This window comes from Flavobacterium aquariorum, from assembly GCF_003254745.1.
Taxonomy (GTDB): domain Bacteria; phylum Bacteroidota; class Bacteroidia; order Flavobacteriales; family Flavobacteriaceae; genus Flavobacterium; species Flavobacterium aquariorum.
This window is the reverse complement of the sequence record NZ_QKXH01000006.1, coordinates 300,345-322,822: the sequence shown is the minus strand read 5'-3', so window position 1 is coordinate 322,822 and position 22,478 is coordinate 300,345. Positions and strand designations below refer to the sequence as shown.

The 22,478-nt window shown below is 33.5% G+C and carries 18 protein-coding genes; 5 read left to right on the top strand and 13 right to left on the bottom strand.

From position 1 onward, the window contains the following. Positions 1–743 precede the first annotated feature (743 nt). Entirely contained in the window at positions 744–1,415 is a 672-nt protein-coding gene (locus DOS84_RS11565) for a DUF4294 domain-containing protein (protein ID WP_111410272.1), read from the bottom strand. Positions 1,416–1,498: 83 nt separating this feature from the next. On the opposite strand from DOS84_RS11565, the gene DOS84_RS11560 reads away from it, so the two are divergent. The 4 genes from DOS84_RS11560 (at position 1,499) to DOS84_RS11545 (ending at position 5,850) form a co-directional block, all read left to right on the top strand. After that, complete coding sequence (locus tag DOS84_RS11560) at positions 1,499–2,587, top strand: M42 family metallopeptidase (protein ID WP_111410271.1); 1,089 nt, start codon at positions 1,499–1,501, stop codon at positions 2,585–2,587. A gap of 244 nt (positions 2,588–2,831) precedes the next feature. After that, on the top strand, positions 2,832–4,184 hold the full coding sequence (locus DOS84_RS11555) for a cytochrome ubiquinol oxidase subunit I (RefSeq protein ID WP_111410270.1): 1,353 nt from the start codon (positions 2,832–2,834) through the stop codon (positions 4,182–4,184). An 11-nt stretch (positions 4,185–4,195) separates the two neighbouring features. After that, positions 4,196–5,233 carry a cytochrome d ubiquinol oxidase subunit II gene (cydB, locus tag DOS84_RS11550; protein WP_111410269.1) on the top strand — a complete coding sequence of 346 codons (1,038 nt, stop codon included), beginning with the start codon at positions 4,196–4,198 and terminating at the stop codon, positions 5,231–5,233. A 20-nt stretch (positions 5,234–5,253) separates the two neighbouring features. Further along, positions 5,254–5,850 carry a DUF2238 domain-containing protein gene (locus tag DOS84_RS11545; protein ID WP_111410268.1) on the top strand — a complete coding sequence of 199 codons (597 nt, stop codon included), beginning with the start codon at positions 5,254–5,256 and terminating at the stop codon, positions 5,848–5,850. A gap of 98 nt (positions 5,851–5,948) precedes the next feature. On the opposite strand, the gene DOS84_RS11540 is transcribed toward DOS84_RS11545, so the two are convergent. The 9 genes from DOS84_RS11540 to DOS84_RS11500 form a co-directional block, all read right to left on the bottom strand. Beyond that, complete coding sequence (locus DOS84_RS11540; RefSeq protein WP_111410267.1) at positions 5,949–6,488, bottom strand: hypothetical protein; 540 nt, start codon at positions 6,486–6,488, stop codon at positions 5,949–5,951. A gap of 83 nt (positions 6,489–6,571) precedes the next feature. Beyond that, positions 6,572–6,952: an ankyrin repeat domain-containing protein gene (locus tag DOS84_RS11535; RefSeq protein WP_111410266.1), complete on the bottom strand. Its 381-nt coding sequence runs from the start codon at positions 6,950–6,952 to the stop codon at positions 6,572–6,574. Positions 6,953–7,361: 409 nt separating this feature from the next. Further along, a complete protein-coding gene (acs, locus tag DOS84_RS11530) occupies positions 7,362–9,272 on the bottom strand; it encodes an acetate--CoA ligase (protein ID WP_111410265.1) in 1,911 nt (636 codons plus the stop codon). A gap of 434 nt (positions 9,273–9,706) precedes the next feature. Further along, a complete protein-coding gene (gene ilvC / locus DOS84_RS11525; RefSeq protein WP_111410264.1) occupies positions 9,707–11,176 on the bottom strand; it encodes a ketol-acid reductoisomerase in 1,470 nt (489 codons plus the stop codon). 84 nt (positions 11,177–11,260) lie between these two features. After that, a complete protein-coding gene (gene ilvN, locus DOS84_RS11520; RefSeq protein ID WP_111410263.1) occupies positions 11,261–11,782 on the bottom strand; it encodes an acetolactate synthase small subunit in 522 nt (173 codons plus the stop codon). A 59-nt stretch (positions 11,783–11,841) separates the two neighbouring features. Continuing rightward, positions 11,842–13,530 (bottom strand): biosynthetic-type acetolactate synthase large subunit, encoded by a 1,689-nt coding sequence (gene ilvB, locus DOS84_RS11515; protein WP_111410262.1) that lies wholly within the window; start codon positions 13,528–13,530, stop codon positions 11,842–11,844. Between the two features lie 69 nt (positions 13,531–13,599). Next, positions 13,600–15,273, bottom strand: a complete 1,674-nt coding sequence (ilvD, locus tag DOS84_RS11510) for a dihydroxy-acid dehydratase (RefSeq protein ID WP_111410261.1) — start codon at positions 15,271–15,273, stop codon at positions 13,600–13,602. A gap of 277 nt (positions 15,274–15,550) precedes the next feature. After that, a complete protein-coding gene (gene leuB, locus DOS84_RS11505) occupies positions 15,551–16,666 on the bottom strand; it encodes a 3-isopropylmalate dehydrogenase (protein WP_111410260.1) in 1,116 nt (371 codons plus the stop codon). 36 nt (positions 16,667–16,702) lie between these two features. Further along, positions 16,703–17,866: a 2-isopropylmalate synthase gene (locus DOS84_RS11500; RefSeq protein WP_111410259.1), complete on the bottom strand. Its 1,164-nt coding sequence runs from the start codon at positions 17,864–17,866 to the stop codon at positions 16,703–16,705. Between the two features lie 154 nt (positions 17,867–18,020). On the opposite strand from DOS84_RS11500, the gene DOS84_RS11495 reads away from it, so the two are divergent. Next, positions 18,021–19,565, top strand: coding sequence for a hypothetical protein (locus DOS84_RS11495; RefSeq protein WP_111410258.1), 1,545 nt, complete (start codon positions 18,021–18,023; stop codon positions 19,563–19,565). 72 nt (positions 19,566–19,637) lie between these two features. Here DOS84_RS11495 and DOS84_RS11490 read toward each other — a convergent pair whose 3' ends face one another. The 3 genes from DOS84_RS11490 to DOS84_RS11480 form a co-directional block, all read right to left on the bottom strand. Further along, positions 19,638–20,132 carry a DUF2231 domain-containing protein gene (locus DOS84_RS11490; RefSeq protein ID WP_111410257.1) on the bottom strand — a complete coding sequence of 165 codons (495 nt, stop codon included), beginning with the start codon at positions 20,130–20,132 and terminating at the stop codon, positions 19,638–19,640. Positions 20,133–20,220: 88 nt separating this feature from the next. Further along, positions 20,221–21,339 carry a VIT1/CCC1 transporter family protein gene (locus tag DOS84_RS11485; RefSeq protein WP_111410256.1) on the bottom strand — a complete coding sequence of 373 codons (1,119 nt, stop codon included), beginning with the start codon at positions 21,337–21,339 and terminating at the stop codon, positions 20,221–20,223. Positions 21,340–21,351: 12 nt separating this feature from the next. Further along, the gene (locus DOS84_RS11480; RefSeq protein WP_111410255.1) at positions 21,352–22,467 is read right to left on the bottom strand and encodes an efflux RND transporter periplasmic adaptor subunit; all 1,116 of its coding nucleotides are present in this window, start codon (positions 22,465–22,467) and stop codon (positions 21,352–21,354) included. Positions 22,468–22,478 lie beyond the last annotated feature (11 nt).

The window sequence follows — 22,478 nt, the reverse complement described above, 5'->3', positions numbered from 1 at the left end:
TTCCGATTCTATTACTCTTATTTTATTTGTTCTTATCTTTCGATAAAAACGGCTGTCAATTCAATATGTCTAGGAACGTATCTTCTTGTTTTGTGCGCCAGTCTTTCGATTAGCGGGTGCAAAAGTACAAAGCTTTTTCTTTTCTCACAAGCTTTTTTGAATCTTTTTTGAAAATAAATTTTCAGTTTCAATTCGTTTGCTTGTCAGTGTATAAAAGAACTTGTGCGTTGTTGCGGGTGCAAAAGTAGCACGTTTATTCGTTTAAACAATGGCTTTTTACAATTATTTTACTTTAATTTTACATTTATTTTTTAACGCATTGATATATCGAAATTTACAGATCACCTTTTTTATGGATTTGAAAATCTAAATAGGCCATTTCTGATAATTTAATCGGTTTTGTTGCTTTTTGGGTTGTTTTGGTATTACCGAGGCTTAAACCAAATGCGGAGAAGACGGGTTTCTGTGGATCTTTTCTTTTCAAACCACATCTCCTATATATAAGGTATGAATCTTTTGCAATTATATCTCCTAATATATAAGATCTGATTTTTCACCCTCATCTTATGAAAACCCGGGCCCTAGCCCCGATAGAAGCGGAAATCCTTATAAGCAGGGGTTCGGCTTATAAGATTGCAGCGGATAGCGGGAAATAGCTCCTGAGTATTTGAATAGCTTGAAAACAAAAAAAAGAGGTAACTACTTTAGTAATTACCTCTTTTATACTGAATGTAAAAGTTTATTTATTTTACTTTATTACTCCAAGACTCTTCTAACTTATCAAAATCTATTGGATTTGCAGCCTCTTGTTTACGTAGCCTACCCGACTCAAACCCCCTTACCAATATAGTCTCTATCAAATAATCCTCATTGACCTCATATGGCTGGTACTTTAATTTCAAATCAATATTAAACATACTAGCAGTTGTATTAGACCAAAATGCCTTCCAACCGCTTTTGAGATTCTTTATCAACTCATAAGTTGTTGTTCCTGTTTGCCTGTCTATTAATTTAACCAAGATTTGCCCCTGCTTTTTGGAGAGTTTTTTTAATCTTGCTTCAAATTCATTGCTTAAATAATCTTCCACAATTTTAAAATATCTCTTTTTATCCTTATTATTGGTGAATTTCGCCATCCCCCTATTCAACGATGTTAATCTTTCGGCTGCGATTCTGGCATAAGGATAAGTAGCGTAAACTCTTTTTTGAAGTAACAAAAATTGCTTTCTGTCTTCATCACTCATCTTATGTCTTTCGATTACCAATTCAGGTAGTACTATGGTATCTCCAAATATGCTATCTGCTTCTGTTAAGACATACCCCATTTGAGTGTTGTCATTTTGGGTTTTCGTGTCTTGCGCGTAACCAGAGAGTGATATGAAAAAAGAAAAAACTAAGATTCTATAAAGCTTCATGAAGAAATATTTTTAACACAAAATTATGCATTATATATAGAACTATAAAGACAAATTTCTAATTTAGCGAAAAAATAATTTATATGAGTACTGAATCAATATTGAAAACATCGTCCATTACCTTTTTAGAGAAATATTTGAATAATGCCTCCCCTACTGGCTTTGAAAGTGAAGGTCAAAAAATATGGATGGATTATTTAAAACCATACGTAGATACTTTTATTACCGATACCTACGGAACTGCTGTAGGAGTTATTAATCCTGATGCCCCATACAAAGTAGTTATAGAAGGTCATGCTGATGAAATTGCTTGGTATGTAAATTATATAACCGATGATGGATTAGTATATGTAATCCGTAATGGAGGTTCTGACCACCAAATTGCTCCGTCGAAACGCGTTAATATCCACACTAAAAATGGAATTGTAAAAGGTGTTTTTGGATGGCCGGCCATTCATACTCGAAACAGAGACAAGGAAGAAAATCCGAAAATTAGTAATATTTTTATTGATTTGGGTTGCGAAACCAAAGAACAAGTAGAAAAATTAGGCGTTCACGTAGGTTGTGTAATCACCTATCCTGATGAATTTATGATCATGAATGAAAATAAATTCGTTTGTCGTGCCATAGATAATCGAATGGGAGGATTTATGATTGCCGAAGTTGCCCGTTTATTACACGAGAACAACATCAAATTGCCATTTGGCTTATATATTACTAATGCCGTTCAAGAGGAAGTTGGTTTAAGAGGAGCTGAAATGATTACCCAAACCATCAAACCGAATGTAGCTATTATTACAGATGTTTGTCACGATTCCACCACCCCGATGATTGACAAAAAAATCGAAGGGGACACTAAAATAGGTAAAGGACCTGTAGTTACCTACGCTCCTGCTGTTCAAAATAATTTGAGAGAATTGATTCTGGACACAGCTGTAGAGAAAAATATTCCGTTTCAGCGTTTAGCCTCTTCGAGAGTTACAGGTACAGATACCGATGCATTTGCCTATAGTAATGGTGGTGTCGCCTCGGCTTTGATTTCGCTTCCGTTGCGCTACATGCACACTACGGTCGAAATGGTTCACCGTGAAGATGTAGAAAACGTAATCAAGTTGATTTATGAAACATTACTGAAGATTGAGAATAACGAAACCTTTTCTTATTTTAAATAAAAAAGAAAGCATCATTTTATAATGGTGCTTTTTTTTTGAAAAATATTTTTCCCGTTTTTACTTTTTAATTGAATAGTTTAAACATATGTTCTTCATTATGAATCCATTCCTACTACATTTAAAAAAATATAAAAACATTAGTCCAAAACGTTACAAAAGACAGCAGTCAAATTGATTTATTATACCACATTAGTCATGTTTCTGTCGTAAATTTACGCATACTTTTAAATAAAATATTCTTATCATGGATGTTGAAATACTTGCACGCATACAATTTGCCTTCACAATTGCCTTTCATTATATCTATCCCCCACTAAGTATTGGTATCGGTTTGATAATGGTAATCATGGAAGGGCTTTACCTTAAAACTGGAAATAAAGATTACGAAATTTTGACCCGCTTCTGGATTAAAATATTTGCACTAACTTTTGGGATAGGTGTTGCCACCGGAATAATTATGGAGTTTGAATTTGGTACCAATTGGGCGGTGTATTCGCGTTATGTAGGTGATATTTTTGGAAGTGCATTAGCAGCCGAAGGATTATTTGCTTTTGGTTTAGAGAGTACTTTTCTTGGAGTATTGCTTTTTGGATGGAACCGAGTGAAACCTTGGGTGCATTTTGTATCCACTTTAGGGGTGTTTTTAGGTTCGATGTTCTCAGCCGTTTGGATTGTAGTGGCAAATTCTTGGCAACAAACTCCAGCAGGCTATCATATTGTTGGCACAGGATTACATGCTCGTGCCGAAGTAACCGATTTTTGGGCAATGGTTTTCAATCCCTCAAGTGTAGATCGAATCATTCACACTTGGCAAGGTGCAATTTTAGCAGGAGCCTTTTTGGTTTTAAGTGTACATGCTTATTACATCAGAAAAGGACGTTATATAGAAATATCTAAAAAGGCGTTCAAAATTGCTCTGGTAGTTGCTACTGTTTTTTCACTTACCCAATTGATTTCCGGTCACAGTACCGCTGATGGAGTTGCTGTTAATCAACCTGCAAAACTTGCAACAATGGAGGGTCATTTTGAAAAAGACAAACCTGCCGATTTATATCTTTTAGGGTGGGTCGATAAAGAAAATCAAAAAGTATCTGGAATTGGAATTCCAGGCGGATTGTCTTTCTTGGTGCATCAGGATTTTAATGCACCCATAAAAGGATTAAATAATTTCCCTATTGAAGACAGACCTAGTCAAATAAACGCCGTTTTTCAATTTTATCATATTATGGTTGCGATAGGAATGGCATTAATCGGACTTACATTATACGCCAGTTTTTTATGGTGGCGGGGAAGATTATTTGAAACAAAATGGCTTTTATGGATTTTCTCATTTGCTGTTATTTTACCTCAAATAGCCAATCAGGTCGGATGGTTTACAGCCGAAATGGGAAGACAACCTTGGGTAGTTTATGGACAATTAAGAACTAGCGACGCTTTTTCCCAAGAAGTCACCTCTAATCAAATTGTATTTTCACTGGTTATGTTTACAGTGGTTTATTCTCTATTATTGGCCTTGTTTTTGTATACGGTCAACAAAAAAATCAAACATGGCCCCTATGACGAATCACAAACACCTGTAACGTTCAAATCCTTTTAATCTTTAATATTATGGAGACTTTTTTAGGAATTGATTATCCTACATTGTGGTATTTAGTAATCGGATTATTGTTTTCGGGTTATGCAATATTAGAAGGTTTTGATTTTGGAGCAGGCGCTTGGCATTTATTTTTCAGAAAAGATTTAAGTCGAAGAATCGCAATAAACGCAATTGCACCTGTTTGGGACGCCAATCAAGTTTGGTTAATAATTGGTGGTGGGGCATTATTTGCAGGATTTCCTGTTATGTATGCTACCATGTTATCGGCAATGTACGTCCCGTTTATGCTCTTTTTAATGCTAAATGTACTTCGTGCCGCTGCTATTAAATTTAGAAGTGTCGAAGAAATGAAATGGTGGAGAAACAGTTGGGACATCATTTATAGTGTTTCAAGCATCCTGATTGCATTTTTGTTAGGGGTCGTTTTGGGTAATATTTTGCAAGGTTTCGCTTTAGGTCCCAATTTTAGTTATCAAGGTGGTGTGTTTTTCTCTTTTTTAAATCCTTATGCCATAATGGTAGGATTTACTACTCTTTCAATTTTCATGACACAAGGTGCAATCTATCTTTTATTGAAAACTGAAGGAAGGCTGCACGCTAGGCTTACATTTTTACTTCAAAAAGGAATGATATTTTTTATCATTAGCTTTGGAATTACAACACTTTACACTTTAGTTTTTATTCCAGAAGTTACTGCCAATTTCAGGGCTAATCCGGTTTATTTCATTGTTCCTGTTATTTCATTTTTGGCTGTGGCCAATGTTCCGAGATTGGTTTCAAAAAAACAATACATGCTGGCATTGATATTTTCGTCGTTAACAATGGCCTTTTTGTTGATACTCGTTGCTTTGCAATTATATCCTACTCTTTTAATTTCTACAATTGACCCAAAATTTAGTGTTACCATTTACAATGCAGCCTCGTCCCAAAAATCATTAGGAATAATGCTAACTATTGTTATCATTGGTGCCCCTTTATTAGCCGCTTATTTTTTCTTTTTGTACAAAACATTCAATGGAAAAGTAAAACTTGATGATACTAGCTATTAACTGTTTTTAAAAATCAATAAATGAAATACATCTACCTATTACTAACCGTATTTGGCGTTGCTTTACTTTGGTCAATTATCAATCCGAAAGAAAATTTTACTTGCTTCCTAGAAATTATTCCAGCAATAATTGGCCTTTTGATATTAGCATCAACATTTAAAAAGTTTCGATTTACCAATTTTACGTATACTTTGATTTTAATTCATTGTATTATTCTTTTCATCGGCGGACATTACACTTATGCTGAAGTTCCCTTTTTTAATTATATCAAAGAGATCTTTCATCAAAGTCGGAATAATTATGACAAGGTTGGTCATTTTGCACAAGGTTTTGTGCCTGCAATGATTATTAGAGAATTATTTATCCAAAAAAAGGTAATTACCAACCAAAGTTTTTTCAACTTTATTATTGTTTCCATTTGTTTGGCAATTAGTGCTGCCTACGAATGGATTGAATGGTTTGTTTCTATCGCTACTGGAGATGGTGGAGATGCTTTTTTAGGAACACAAGGATATGTTTGGGATACACAATCGGATATGTTGTTCGCAACTATTGGAGCTGCAGTTGCTTTATTACTATTTTCAAAAATACAAGACAAGCAACTTATAAAAACATGACTTATTTATAGTGCATAAAAAAAGCATCATTATACTCTTCATAATGGTGCTTTTTTATATCCCTAAATAAGCTTTTGTCTATTTCACCAAGTTTTTATTTAATTCATTCCAATAATTTTTTTAGAATTAAATGTATTAATCAGCAAAGAATTGCTATTTATTTTTTTGAAATTCAATGGTCTTACTTCGTTGCTTTCATTACTTTCGATGATCATTTCAAGTTCTGCTATTTCATCTTCTAATGTTCTTTCGCCATAAAGAGGACAAGTTTCATTTGAAACAGTATTCTCAATAATTAGATCAGATTGAGCGATTATTTCTTTCATTGATTCTTCAAACGACATAAATTCCAAATCATCTTTAGTTGTATTTTCTACGATTTTGTCTCCTTCAGCAATGGTTTCCTTCACTGTTTTGTGATTATAAGCAATAACTGTTTCTGGATTAAACACTTCTGCATCTCCGCCTAAAGAAGGCTTAACTACTTTTACTTTCTCACTTGAAAACGCATCCAAATTATCTTCAGCAAAAATGCCTTCTTTAGATGAATTAACTGGTCTGCCAACGGTATTTGTTGCACTAAAAACATTAGTTAATGACACTAATGCTATTCCTAAAATTAAAAGTGAATTTTTCATGATTATTTTGATTTGATTGATTGGTTGATTGTTTTTTTTTTAATGGGACACCCTATTTGATGATGTCCCATTATAATACTTTTTTAATTTTGTTTCAAAAGTTGAATAGCTTCATTTGCATTTGATAATTCAGCATATTTCAAAGCAGTATACCCATTTTCATCTTTTTCATTAAGACGAGCTCCTTTAGAAAGTAAAAATTTAATTATCTCTGTTTTGTTGTAACGAGCAGCAATCATTAATGGACTCATACCATTTGATTTCTCATTTACATCAGCACCGTATTCAATAAACTTTTTTACTGACTCTATATCACCTTTGCTAATAGCGACGCTCAAAGGTGTTATTGTTTCACTGAACTCGATTTTGTTTTTGATTTCAGAAAATGAATTTCCATTAGATGCTAAAGAAACATTTGCAAAAGCCACTAGAGCCACTCCTAAATAAACGATTGATTTTTTCATAATAATTAATTTTTTGATTGATGATTGATTTTTGGTTTACTAAATTTTATTTATATAATAATATCCTATGCAAATATATGTCTTAAAAAAGGTATTGTGTATCACATAGTACCTTTATTTAACTTTTTATTAACTTTCAATATTCTTTTACTGTGAAAATAGAGGCAGTATTTACTTAACTGAAGTATCATATAAACCTATTTCCTAATTAATTGATATTCAATAGACTTTACTATAGAAATAATGTTACTGTAATTAATAAAAATTTAACATTGGCCCAAAATAGCTTAGTTTTTGAAACTTTATAGTTACAGAGTAATTTATGAATAGCTGTTAGATATTAGGAGACAAAAAAAAAACTGCTTCAAAATTTGAAGCAGTTTATATAAAAATTAAAGATTAAATAGTCTTATACGATTTTCCCTTTTACAATTTCATCAACAATTTCTGGGTTTAGCAATGTTGTAATATCACCAAAATTAGAATAATCACCTTCGGCTATTTTACGCAAAATACGTCGCATAATTTTTCCGGATCTAGTTTTTGGCAAACCAGTTACAAATTGAATTTTATCTAATTTAGCAATTGGTCCAATGTGATCAGACACATGTTGGTTAATCTCTTTAATCAAATTGTCTCTATCTCTGTATTCACCAGATTCTTTCAATATTACATAACCATATAATGCATTCCCTTTTATATCATGTGGGAATCCAACAATTGCAGACTCAGCAACAGCTGGATGTTCATTAATAGCATCTTCAATAGGTGCAGTTCCCAAATTGTGACCAGAAACAATAACCACGTCATCAACACGTCCTGTAATTCTATAATAACCTACTTCATCACGTAATGCACCATCTCCTGTAAAATATTTACCAGGAAAAGCAGAGAAGTAAGTGTCTTTATATCTTTGATGATCTCCCCAAATAGTTCTTGCGATACCTGGCCATGGAAATTTAATACACAAACTACCATCCACTTGATTTCCTTCAATTTCATTGCGCTTATCATCCATTAAAACTGGCTGAATTCCTGGTAAAGGTAATGTAGCATATGTTGGTTTTGTTGGAGTAATGAATGCCAAAGGAGCAATCATAATTCCACCCGTTTCGGTTTGCCACCAAGTATCGACTACTGGGCAACGCTTTCCTCCTACGTGGTCATTATACCAGTGCCATGCCTCCTCGTTAATAGGCTCTCCTACTGAACCAATAACTTTCAATGATTTTAAAGGGAATTTTTGAACATAAGACAAATTCTCTTTGGCCAAAGCACGAATGGCTGTTGGTGCTGTATAAAATTGTGTCACTTTATGTTTCTCTATTGTTTCCCAAAAACGGCTAAAATCAGGATAAGAAGGAATTCCTTCAAAAATAACAGTAGTAGCCCCATTCAATAATGGGCCATATAAAATATAAGAGTGACCGGTAATCCAGCCAATATCGGCAGTACACCAAAATATATCGTTCTCTTCATAATTGAATACATTTTTAAAAGTATAAGCTGTATAAACCATATAGCCAGCTGTAGTATGAACCATCCCTTTTGGTTTTCCTGTAGATCCTGAAGTATATAAAATGAACAAAGGATCTTCGGCATCCATAATTTCGGCAACACTATTGTTAATTGCTTTGTCAAGTAGCGGTGCCAACCATTGGTCACGACCAGCTTTCATTTTGATTTCTGCATTGGTTCTTTTGGCAACCAAAACTGATGTAACAGTTGGACAATTTTCTAAAGCATCATCAATTATTCCTTTCAAATCAATCGTTTTATTCCCACGGTATCCACCGTCAGAAGTAATAACCATTTTACATTCGCTATCATTTATCCTTGAAGCCACAGCAGATGCTGAAAAACCAGCAAAAACAACGGAATGTATCGCTCCAATTCTGGCGCAAGCTAAAACTGATACTGCCAATTCTGGTATCATTGGCAAATAAATACAAACACGGTCTCCTTTGCTAATACCTTGCTCTCTTAAAACATTGGCCATTTTAGAAACTCGTTCGTATAATTCGTTATAACTTATATGTAATGCTTCTTCAGAAGGGTCGTTTGGTTCAAAAATAATAGCTGTTTTTTCACCTTTTTTTGCCAAATGCCTGTCGATACAGTTCTTTGTAATATTAACTTTTGCATCAACAAACCACTTTACTTCGGCATCAGCCATATTAAAATCGACAACTTTGTCCCAGTATTGATACCAAGTGAAGTTCTCTTCAGCAATTTTTCCCCAGAATTTTCGAGGTTCACGTATTGATTTATTATAATGTTTAAAGTATTGTTCTAAACTGTCAATTTTAAAATAACTCATCCTTTTTTAATTTTTTTATAAAAGTATTAAATCTCTTCGGTTTTCAAAACTATTAATTTACAAAATGTTTGAAAAAAATAATAAAAAACGGCACTTCTTCAAAATTTTATGAATTTTTAATAACGTTTTATATTTATCTGCGTATTTAAAGCAAGAAAAGGACATAATAGAAAACTAAAATGCCCTTTTATTAACAATATTTAACAACAATTATATTCTTCCTTTTTAAATCAAAAGAATTTCTTTATAAAAACTAACTAAGGATTACTTCACTTAACTTACAGCTCGTATGAAGTTAAGTGAATGTAAGAGCATAAAATATCATCTACTGTCCAATAAGTGCTTACTAATTCAAAATATTTAAACCTATTTGATATTATGCAAATCCCAGCACACCCTCATGTGTGGTAATCCCAATTTTTATTTTATTTTTTTTATCCTATTTTTTTCATTGCAGTCATAGATTCTCTCAACCAAGCTCCAACTTCTTCAATTGGATGTTGACGAATACTTTTATTAACTGCAATTAGTACTGCATTATCAACACCATTAGTAGTAGAAAAAGGCTTTCCAATAATATTGGTTTCAACTGTTTTCATGAATTCAGTCAATAATGGCTTACAAGCATGGTCAAACAAATAACAACCATATTCTGCTGTATCCGAAATAACACGGTTCATTTCAAATAATTTTTTTCTAGCTATAGTATTAGCGATTAAAGGCAATTCATGTAATGATTCATAGTATGCCGATTCTTCAATAATACCAGCTTCTGTCATAGTTTCAAAAGCCAATTCAACACCCGCTTTTACCATTGCAATCATCAATACACCATTGTCAAAATATTCCTGTTCTGAAATTGCAGCTGTTGTTGGAGCAGTTTTCTCAAAATTAGTTTCTCCAGTAGCAGCTCTCCAAGTCAATAAGTTCACATCATCATTAGCCCAGTCAATCATCATGTTTCTAGAAAACTCTCCAGACATAATATCATCCTGATGTTTTTGGAATAATGGACGCATAATGTCTTTTAATTCGTCTGCCAATTCATAAGCTTCAATTTTTGCAGGATTAGAAAGACGATCCAACATATTAGTGATTCCTCCATGTTTCAAAGCTTCGGTGATAGTTTCCCATCCGTATTGAATTAATTTTGAAGCATAACCCGGTTCGATTCCTTTTTCAACCATTTTATCAAAACATAAAATAGATCCTGTTTGCAATAATCCACAAAGGATAGTTTGCTCACCCATTAAATCTGATTTTACTTCGGCAACGAAAGAAGAACGTAAAACCCCAGCTCTATGACCTCCAGTAGCAACTGCATATGCTTTAGCTTGCTCTAATCCTTCTCCATTTGGATCATTTTCTGGGTGAACCGCAATAAGAGTTGGCACACCAAAACCTCTTTTATATTCTTCACGAACTTCAGATCCTGGACATTTAGGAGCACACATAATAACAGTTAAGTCTTTACGGATTTGCATTCCTTCTTCAACAATATTAAATCCATGAGAATAAGCCAAGGTAGCTCCTTGTTTCATCAATGGCATGATCGCTGTAACTACAGCTGTGTGTTGTTTATCTGGTGTAAGGTTACATACTAAATCAGCCGTTGGAATTAATTCTTCATAAGTACCCACTTTGAAACCATTATCAGCAGCATTCTTAAAAGAAGCTCTCTTTTCAGAGATAGCGTCAGCACGCAATGCATAAGAAATATCTAAACCTGAATCTCTCATGTTTAAACCTTGGTTCAAACCTTGGGCTCCACAACCAACAATGACTACTTTTTTTCCTGCTAATGCTTCTATTCCATTTGCAAATTCAGATTGATCCATGAATTCGCAAACTCCTAATTGTTGTAATTGTAATCTAAGTGGTAATGAATTGAAATAATTTGCCATTTTTTTTAATATTTAATGAATGTAAAATTTAATAATTGAAAATTATAATCTGTAAAAATTGCTTATTACTGTTACAGATTGAGTTTATTTTAAGGCTTCTAATAATGTTGATATTTCCATTTTTTCTTTCGAAATAGATATTCTACCAGAACGAACGAACTGCATAATTCCAAAAGGTTTTAACTTTGCGTATAATTCTTCAATTTCTGAACGTTTTCCCGATTTTGAAATCACAAAAAACTCTCTTGATACCGTAACAATTTCAGATTTACTGTCTTTTATGATGTTCTGAATTTGCCATTCGTCAAAAAGCAAACTGGATTCAATTTTGAAAATTGCACTTTCCAAAAAGATAGTCTCCTCATCGATATGATAAAACGCTTTTATAACTTCAATTTGTTTTTCTATTTGGCCTACAATGTTTTGAACCCATTTTTCAGTTGTGTTTACAACAATTACAAATCTTGAAACATTTTCAATTTCAGATTCGGAAACATTTAGACTCAATATATTGATGTGGCGTTTCAAGAATATACCCGATATTCTATTTAGCAAGCCAACATTATTTTCTGAATAAACAGAAATGGTGAACATTTTATTTTCCATACTATTTTATGTTTAATTAGTTAATCGTTTATTGACTAAACGGCTAACTCAATAACGATTTAATTTAATCTTATGTCAGAAACTGAAGCTCCTGTTGGGATCATCGGAAATACGTTATTTTCTTTTTCTACCATTACTTCCAGGAAGTAAGACTCTTTTGAAGCCATCATTTCGGCAACGGCAGCATCTAAATCTTCTCGTTTGGTTACTTTTTTAGATTTGATATAATACCCCTCAGCAATTGCAATAAAGTTTGGATTTATCATTTTGGTAGAAGCATATCTATTGTCAAAAAATAGTTCTTGCCATTGACGTACCATTCCTAAAAATTCATTATTCAATACAACAATTTTAACAGGAACCTTAGTTTGAAAAATAGTTCCCAATTCTTGAATCGTCATTTGAAAACCTCCATCACCAATAATTGCGACCACTTCTCTTTCTGGCATTCCCATTTTGGCGCCAATCGCCGCTGGCAAAGCAAATCCCATAGTTCCTAAACCACCTGAAGTAATGTTACTTTTGGTTTTATTGAATTTAGAATAACGACACGTAAACATTTGGTGTTGTCCTACATCCGAAACCATAATGGCATCACCATTAGAATGTTTATTAATCATTTCTATCGTTTCACCCATAGAAATACCGTGATTTTTAGATGGGTTTAACTCTTCATTGATAACTGATTCCAGTTCAATTTTATATTTTTCTTTGAACTCATTATGCCATGCTTCATGCGAATTATTTTCAACTAGAGGAATCAAAGCGTTCAAAGCTTCTTTCACATCAGCTAATACCGCAACTGTTGTTTTTACATTTTTATCCACTTCTGCAGGATCAATTTCAAAGTGAATTACTTTGGCCTGTTTGGCATAAGTAGCTAAATTCCCTGTTACACGGTCATCAAAACGCATTCCCAATGCAATCAGTACATCGCATTCATTGGTTAAGATGTTTGGCCCGTAATTTCCATGCATGCCTAACATACCTACATTCAAAGGATGGTCTGTTGACAAAGCTGAAAGACCCAAAATTGTCCAAGCTGCAGGAATTCCTGTTTTTTCTATCAGTGCTTTTAATTGTTCTTCGGCTTCGCCTAAGATAATTCCTTGACCAAAAATGATATATGGCTTTTTGGCATTGTTTATTAAATCGGCAGCTTCTTTAACTTTCTCAAGATTTAAAGTAGGCCTTGGTGTGTAGCTCCTAATGCTAGTACATTTTTCATAACTAAAATCCAGTTCGTCAAATTGAGCATTTTTTGTAATATCGATTAATACTGGCCCTGGACGTCCTGATCTAGCAATAAAGAACGCTTTTGCAATAATTTCTGGAATTTCATGCGCTTCCGTAATTTGATAATTCCATTTGGTTACTGGAGTAGATATACCTATGATATCTGTCTCTTGAAAAGCATCCGAACCCAATAAATGTTTTCCTACTTGACCGGTAATACATACCATTGGAGTAGAATCTATTTGAGCATCTGCAATTCCTGTGACTAGATTTGTAGCCCCTGGTCCTGAAGTGGCAATTGCAACCCCCACTTTTCCTGTAGCTCTTGCAAATCCCTGTGCAGCATGTGTGGCACCTTGTTCGTGACGCACCAAAACGTGATGCAATTGATCTTGAAATTTATATAATTCGTCATATACAGGCATTATCGCTCCTCCAGGATAACCATAAACTAGGTCAACTCCTTCGGCTAATAAGCATCTTATAACGGCTTCTGCTCCTGATATTTTCATTTTTATTTATATTTTTTACCTATAAATCTTTATAATTTTAGACTTAGAGGCTTGTTAGTTTTTATTAAATTATTTGTCGGTAACACATCCCTCAGAGGCACTAGAAACCGAACGCATATATTTAAGTAAAACTCCTTGTTTGATTGGTGATTCTGGTCTTTTCCAATTGGCTTTACGCTTTGCCAATTCTTCGTCAGAAATTTTCATGTTAATGGTATTATTTACCGCATCAATTGTAATAACGTCTCCATTTTCTATCAATGCAATTCCACCACCTTCATACGCTTCTGGAGTAACGTGTCCGACGACAAAACCGTGCGAACCTCCAGAGAAACGTCCGTCAGTAATCAAAGCAACTGAATTTCCTAAACCAGCTCCCATAATAGCAGATGTTGGTTTTAACATTTCAGACATACCAGGACCACCTTTTGGACCACAGTAACGAATAATCACTACGTTTCCAGGTTTTACTTCACCTGCTTGTATTCCTCTAATTACATCTTTTTCACCTTCAAAAACTACTGCAGTTCCTTCAAAAAATTCTCCTTCTTTACCGCTAATTTTAGCAACACAACCTTCTGCTGCTAAGTTTCCGTATAGAATTTGAATATTTCCAGTCGCTTTTAATGCTTTTTGGATTTCATGAATCACATCTTGACCATCATGTAAATCAGGAACTGAAGCTAAGTTCTCTTCAATTGTTTTTCCTGTTACTGTTAAACAATCTCCGTGTAACAGACCTTCTTTCAATAAATATTTCATTACCGCAGGTACACCACCTACATTATGTAAATCTTCCATTAAGTATTTACCGCTTGGTTTCAAGTCGGCTAATAATGGTGTTTTATCACTAATATCTTGAAAATCTTTCAATGTCAACTCAATACCAACAGAATGTGCCATTGCGATCAAGTGCATTACAGCATTTGTAGAACCTCCTAAAACAGCTACCATCGTAATCGCATTTTCAAATGCTTTACGAGTCATGATATCTCTAGGCTTAATATCTTTTTCTAATAATACTCTGATTGCTTTACCAGCATCAACGCATTCTTGTTTCTTTTCAGCACTTAAAGCAGGGTTAGAAGAACTGTAAGGCAAACTCATTCCTAATGCTTCAATTGCAGATGACATTGTGTTTGCAGTATACATTCCACCACAGGCACCTGCACCTGGACAAGCATTTTGAATTACTCCTTTGAAATCTTCAGGTGTAATCGTGTTCTTAATTTTTTTACCTAAAGCTTCAAAAGCAGAAACAATATTCAAATCTTCACCTTTCCATTTTCCTGGATGAATAGATCCTCCATAAACCATAATAGAAGGGCGATTTACTCTACCCATAGCCATTAAAGCTCCTGGCATATTTTTATCACAGCCTGGAACTGCAATCAGACCATCATACCATTGTGCTCCCATAACCGTTTCGATAGAATCTGCAATTACATCACGTGAAACCAAAGAAAAACGCATTCCATCATTACCATTAGATATACCATCACTTACACCAATAGTATTAAAAATCAATCCAACTAAATCTTCTTTCCAGACGCCAGTCTTAATATCTTTAGCCAAGTCGTTTAAGTGCATATTACAAGGATTTCCGTCGTAACCCATACTCACAATTCCTACCTGTGCTTTTTTAAGATCCTCTTCCGTCAAACCAATTCCGTAGAACATAGCTTGAGAAGCCGGTTGTGTTTCGTCTTGCGTGATTATCTTGCTGTATTTATTTAATTCCATTCTATTATTAATTTGTGTATTTTAAATTTTATCTAAAAAAAAACCTCCCAAAATTATGGGAGGTTTTAAATATGTTTTCACTTATATTTATACCAATCCCCTTTCATATGTGATAATCACAATGACACTTAGAACTAAAAGGACGTTGGTAATGCGTTTCATTTTTTTTAATTTTTAACACTGCAAAAGTATAAAAAACAAATCCAATAAAAAAACATTTTATCAACAAACTAACAGTTTTTAGTGATATAATTCAATGTTTTGTGATTTTCATTAACTAAACGATAGTCGATTGCCCAATTTGAACATTATCATTTTTGAAATACAAATCATCTTTACTTAATATGACGTTTGAAATAAAATCTCCAACATCATTAGTTCCAAATCTTGAACCTGGGTTCAAATCAATTGTAACCACTTTATATTCAATAGCTTTTTCAACAGCTTCATATACTTTTTTAGCTTCTTTTTCTAATCCAAAATGTTCTAACAACATCGCTGCAGATAAAATAGAAGCAATCGGATTAGCTATATTTTTACCTTTCGCTTGCGGATAAGAACCGTGAATAGGTTCAAAAAGTGCTTTACTATTACCGACAGATGCAGAAGCCATCAAACCGATGGATCCCATAATTGCACAAGCTTCATCTGACAGAATATCACCAAATAAATTTTCGGTTAATATTACATCATATTGTTTTGGATCTGTGATTATTTGCATTGCCACATTATCGATATATTGACATTCCAATTTCACGTCTGGATATTGAAGAGCAATTTTTTTGACAATTTTTCTCCACAATCTAGAAGTTTCCAATACATTGGCTTTATCCACCAATGTCAATTTTTTTCTTCTTCCCTGTGCTGCTTTAAATGCTTGATGCGTTATACGATTAATTTCATTTTCAGAATATTCACATATATCTGATGCGAAGGTTCCATCCTCACTAATTATTTTTTCACCATAATAAGAACCTCCAGTCAATTCTCTAAAAATCACAAAATCTACATTTTCAATAACTTCTTTCTTTATGGGAGATGCGTCCAATAGATTTTTGAAAGGCTTAATAGGCCTAATATTAGCATAAAGCCCCAATTCTTTTCTAAGCTTTAATAATCCTTGTTCTGGACGAATTTTAGCTTCCGGATTGTTATCGTATTTTGGATTTCCAATAGCTCCAAACAAAACAGCATCAGTATTCAAACAAAGATTCAGAGTTTGTTCCGGCAATGGATTTCTTGTTTTTTCGATTGCGGTTGCCCCAATTAAAGCATCCTCAAAAATAAACTCATGATTATAAGCAACACTAATAGCGTACAATGCTTTCTTAGCTTGTAAAATAACCTCTGGGCCTATGCCATCTCCTGAAAGTACTGCTATTTTTAAGTTCATAATTATTTATTTTTAAAAGGGTTGTATCAACTAAAATTAGTAGACGCTTATTTTACTTGCTTCAATTATTTGATGAATATCGTCATCTAAAACTTCTTTTTTGATATCGGCAAATTTTAAAAACTCAACATAAACGATATCCAATTGTACTTTTGTAAGTTCGTACCCTACTTTTTTAGCTCTGTAAGCCAAAGCAGCTCTGCCACTTCTTGCCGTTAGAATAATAGACGACTCATTGACGCCAACATCCAAAGGATCCATGATTTCATAAGTTGCTCTATTTTTGATCACACCGTCTTGGTGAATTCCAGAACTGTGTGCAAATGCATTAGCTCCAACAATTGCTTTATTAGGTTGTACGATCATTCCCATACTTTCAGAAACCAATCGACTCATTTCGTTCAATTGCTTACTATCAATATCAGTATATAAATTCAGGTATGGATGTTGTTTGAAAATCATAACAACTTCTTCAAGTGCCGTATTTCCAGCTCTCTCCCCTATTCCATTAATCGTACATTCTATTTGACGTGCTCCATTTACAGCTCCTGCAATTGAGTTAGCTGTCGCCATCCCTAAATCATTATGACAATGGCAGGAAAGAATAACATTCTCAATACCTTTTACATTTTCTTTAAGATACTTTATTTTTGCACCATATTCTTCTGGCAAGCAATATCCAGTTGTATCAGGTATATTTAGAACTGTAGCTCCTGATTTGATTACTTCTTCGCAAACTCTTGCCAAGAATGCATTTTCGGTTCTACCGGCATCTTCAGCATAAAACTCAACATCTTCAACATAAGATTTAGCATGGGCAACAGCATGTTTTGCTCTTGCTATTACATCCTCACGAGTTGTCTGTAATTTGTGAATGATATGTGAGTCAGAAGTTCCGATTCCAGTATGGATTCTAGGTCTAACCGCATGTTTCAAAGCTGCAGCCGCGACATCAATGTCATTTTCTACAGCTCTCGTAAGACCACAAACAGTTGCATTTTTAACAATTTTACATATTTCAGAAACAGATAAAAAATCACCTGGACTAGAAACAGGAAAACCAGCTTCAATGATATCTACTCCCATTTCATCGAGGCGATTAGCTATAACGAGTTTTTGGTTGGTGTCTAATTTACATCCTGGGACCTGTTCTCCGTCTCTTAAAGTGGTGTCAAAAATTTGGACTTTCTCTCTATTCATTTTAATTTATTTAATGTAATTTCACATCTTAAAACAAAAATAGTTTTCATTTACTTACAACTAAACCCGTTTTTGAATAAATATACTACTTATAAAGCAAAAAAACACAACTTAAAAACCTCTAAATCAACATTTTAAATACTTTTATAATACAATGGCTAACCATCAAAAAGATTTTTTATTTGTATTAATAAAATCCCTTTCCAAATCTGAAAAAAGACAATTTAAGATATTTGCAAGTCGATTAGAAACAAGTTCTAATACTAAGTTTATCGAATTATTTAATATTTTGGATAAGTCAGAAGTGTATGATGAGAAACTGATTCTAAAAAGCGGTTTGATTAAAAAAGCACAATTATCAAACTTAAAATCCTATTTATACAAACAGATTTTAGTAAGCATCCGCTTGAATATCCCAAGTCAGAACATCCGTTACCAATTAAGAGAACAAATTGATTTTGCTGCAATCCTTTATAATAAAGGACTCTACAAACAGAGTTTAAAAATATTGGATAAAACCAAACAACAAGCTATCGAAAATGATGAAAAATACATGGCTTTTGAAATTGTTGAATTTGAGAAGCTAATCGAATCACAATACATCACCAGAAGTATTCAAGGCCGAGCTGACGAATTGGTTATTCAAGCCAAAGAATTAAACTATCGAAATACCATTTCGAGTAAATTATCCAATCTATCCCTTCAATTATATGGTATTATGCTCAAAACCGGTTTTGTAAAAAGCGATGAAGAGTATAAATACATTGATGATTATTTTAATAAGCATATCGCTCACTTAGATCAATCTAAATTTGAGTTTAGAGAAAAATATTGGTTTTACAATGCCAATCTATGGAGAAGCTTTTTGGTACAAGACTTTTTGTCCTGTTATAAGTACTCTTACAAATGGGTGACTTTATTTTATGACAATAAAAATATGATTTTTCTAAATCCTGTTTTCTTCTTGAAGGGGAATCATTATTTATTAGAATCATTATTTATGCTGAAGTACAAATCGAATTTTAAAAAGTATCTGGAATTATTGGAAGAAACGATCAATGATCCACGTTTTCCTGTAAACGATAATATTGCTTCACTGTCATTTCTTTATTTGTACAACAACAAATTAAACTATCATATACTGGAAGGCACTTTTGCTGAAAGCGAATATTTGGTTCCTGTTATTTTAAATAAAATGAAAGTTCACAGCGAACACTTGGATGAGCATCACGAAATGATGTTCTATTACAAGATTGCCTGTATTTATTTCGGAAATGAAAAGTATCAAGAGTGTATCGTCTATCTTGAGAAAATCATCAACAATAAAAACCTCACGATGAGAGAAGATTTAATGTGTTTTGCAAGGATTTTATGTTTGATTGCACATTATGAACTAGGCAGAGATTATTATTTGGAGAATCAACTTAAAAATACCTATAAGTTTTTACTCAAAATGAACGATTTACATGAGGTACAAAAAGAGATTATTCGTTTTCTAAAGAATTTAAGCAATTTGTATCCAAGTGATATCAAAAAAGAATTTATAAAAATGAGAGAACGCTTTATTGAATTGGAAAAAAACACTTATGAAAAAAGAGCTTTTTTATACCTTGATATTATTTCTTGGCTGGAAAGCAAAATAGAAAATCGAAAAATAAGCGATATCATAAAAGAAAAAGCAAAATTGATAAATCGATAATTTTCACACCCTTCAAGCAACAAAAAAGCGATCATTTTGATCGCTTTTTTCATAACATTTTAAATCAGAAACCTAATCGTCATGTTCTTCTGACTGTTTTACAGATCCGTTAACCATTGTATTGGCGTTTGCACGAATTTCAGTATGGCGAATTTCACCGCCGGAAGTTCCAACTTTTTGCACTAGAAACAATCCGGCAGTTGCCACACCCAGTATCAAAAAGGAAAGTAGCTTTGATTTTGCATTATTTTTATAGTTCAAATATAAACCTGCAAGCGATAATCCAGCCAAAACATAAAGCAATACGGCTAATTTTTCGGCCAATTCTTCGTGCTCGTGAATAATCTGTTTTCCTATATTCGGCATATCTTCAACCAATTCCTCTGCTCCTTCCCCGGTTCCCATACTAAATGCTCCGAAAATAGCGGCGACAATGAACAATACATAGGAAGTATTTATCAATGTTTTATTCTTCAAAACCAGTCCAACAATTAAAATACCAAATCCAAAAATGGTTCCAATAATTGGAAAATGGTTTACTACCATGTGTAAATGTGCATCGTTCATAATATTAATAATTAAAGTTTTTAATAAATTTCATTAGTTAAATTGTAGTAGTTATTTACATTGTACATTATATTATTCAAACCCTCTTTTATGCCGCCAAAGAAACTCCAATTAGAGAACCTATTCCATAAGTGATTGCGGCGGCAGCCAATCCAAATGCCACTTGTCTAAAACCTGAAAACAAAATACTTTTTCCTGTCAACAATGTAATAGCCGCTCCAATCCCGAAGAGACCAACTACACTGCTTACAATACTTAGTAAAATGGCATTTTTTCCATCCAAGATCATAAAAGGATAAAGTGGAATAATTGCCCCTATAGAAAACAAAATAAAGGAAGCAATTGCTGCTTCCCAAGCGGAACCCCCTAATTCTTCTTTGTCAATTCCTAATTCTTCGGCAATAATTGCATCAATAGCTGTTTGTGGACTTTCGAATGCTTTATCTGCAAGTTTTTGAGCTTCAACTGCATCCATTCCTTTAGCTTGATACAATAAAACGAGTTCTTTTTTCTCCTCTTCGGGAGAAGCTTCGAGTTCTTCTGTCTCCAGTTCTATCTGTCGTAGATTCAATTCTCTTGAACTTTGAACAGACAACCATTCCCCCAATGCCATTGAAATTGCGCCGGCTAATAAACCCGCGATACCCGTTAATAAAATAGTACCATTAGAAACTGCTGCACCCGCAACTCCCATCACTAAGCTCATATTGGAAACCAGTCCATCATTTGAACCCAAAACCGCTGCTCTCAATGCATTTCCACCCACTGATTTATGTCTGCTTTCAAATTTGGACAACAAGCCTCCAGAAACGTTCAATGCCGAATTGTTATTTATGGCTTCAATAATATTAAGATGATTGTGCTCAAAGCCTGTCAGTTTCTCCCCTTTTTCAATTTTATTTTTTAATGTATTGATTGCAAATTGTTTTTCCACATTGGACAAACTACTAATAATCGAACTGTAGCCAAACAGTTTACCCAATTTCAATTGAAACTTAGCTTTCGAAGAAGGTAATGGCATTTTGCATTTTGAGTCAAAAGTCAAAATTTTGTCCAACATGTGCTTAGCATGCCCCTTTTCAATTAAAGCCAAGCTTTGCAATACTTTGGTTAAATTCTCATCTTCTTGAATTGCAGCAATACTTTCATATAAAAAAGCAGTATCGACTTCTATCTGCAATTGCTCTTTGAGTTTCTTTAAATCCATAATTGGTTTTATTTAGTTTGCAATATCAAATACACCTTTGATCAAAATTTTTGAAGAAGCATTAATTTCATTATCTGGGAGTATCTCAACATATTTTTCGGTTTTTTCACCAATTAAAACTTTGACTTTTTTAAATGAATACTCTTTTTTGGAGCTATCTAATAAAAGTACGAAATTTTTATTACTTTCTGTTATTAAGGCTTCAGTAGGGATTGCCAAACCTTTTTTTGTGTCTACCGATATTCCTGCCTCCACAAACATACCTGTCAATAATTTCTGCTTTATGTTATCTTCCAAATGTCCATGAACATTTATAGTTCTATCATTACCTTCAATTGATTTTCCCACCAAATGGACTTCCGCGTTAAACACTTCTTTTGTTGCCTCAGGAACTGTAAACTCAATTTTTTGACCTTCTTTTATTTTTAAAATATCTTTTTCAAAAACAGCCAATTCCAAATGTAAATGTTGGGTATCTACTATTTCCAATATTACATCAGAAGGTGCAATTGGCATACCCACATTAGCATTCATAATGACAATATCTCCTGAAATTGGTGAATAAATAGTAATCACAGAAGTTAATTTTCCTTTTTCGACTTGAGCAGGATTAATGTTGAGCATTAATAATTTTTCGCGCAAACTTTGATACATTGCTTTTGTTTTACGATAATCACTCTCTGCTTTCAAATAGTTTTTTTGTGAAGAAATTTTCTCGTCATACAATGTTTTTTGACGCTCGTATTCCGATTTCAGATAATTTATTTGTTCTGCCACCTCCAGATATTCTTTTTGAATATCCAAAAATTCTGTATTCTGTAAAGTCAACAAAGCTTCTCCCTTGGTTACTTTATCACCTACCAAAAGATGAGTTGACTTAACATATCCTCCAATAAAAGTGGTTATCTGGGCTCTATTTTGTGGAGGAACATCTATTTTTCCGGAACATTTGACAACTACATTGAAATCCTGCTGAGTTGGTGAAGCGATTTGCATCCCCGAAGATTCAAATTGTTGTTTAGTTACCGTAATTAATCCATCATCCTTAGGTGTATCTTGAACTTTTTTTGCATCCTTACAAGAAAACAATAATGAAGTAATTAAAAGGGGGTATATGATTCGTTTCATGTATGTAAAAT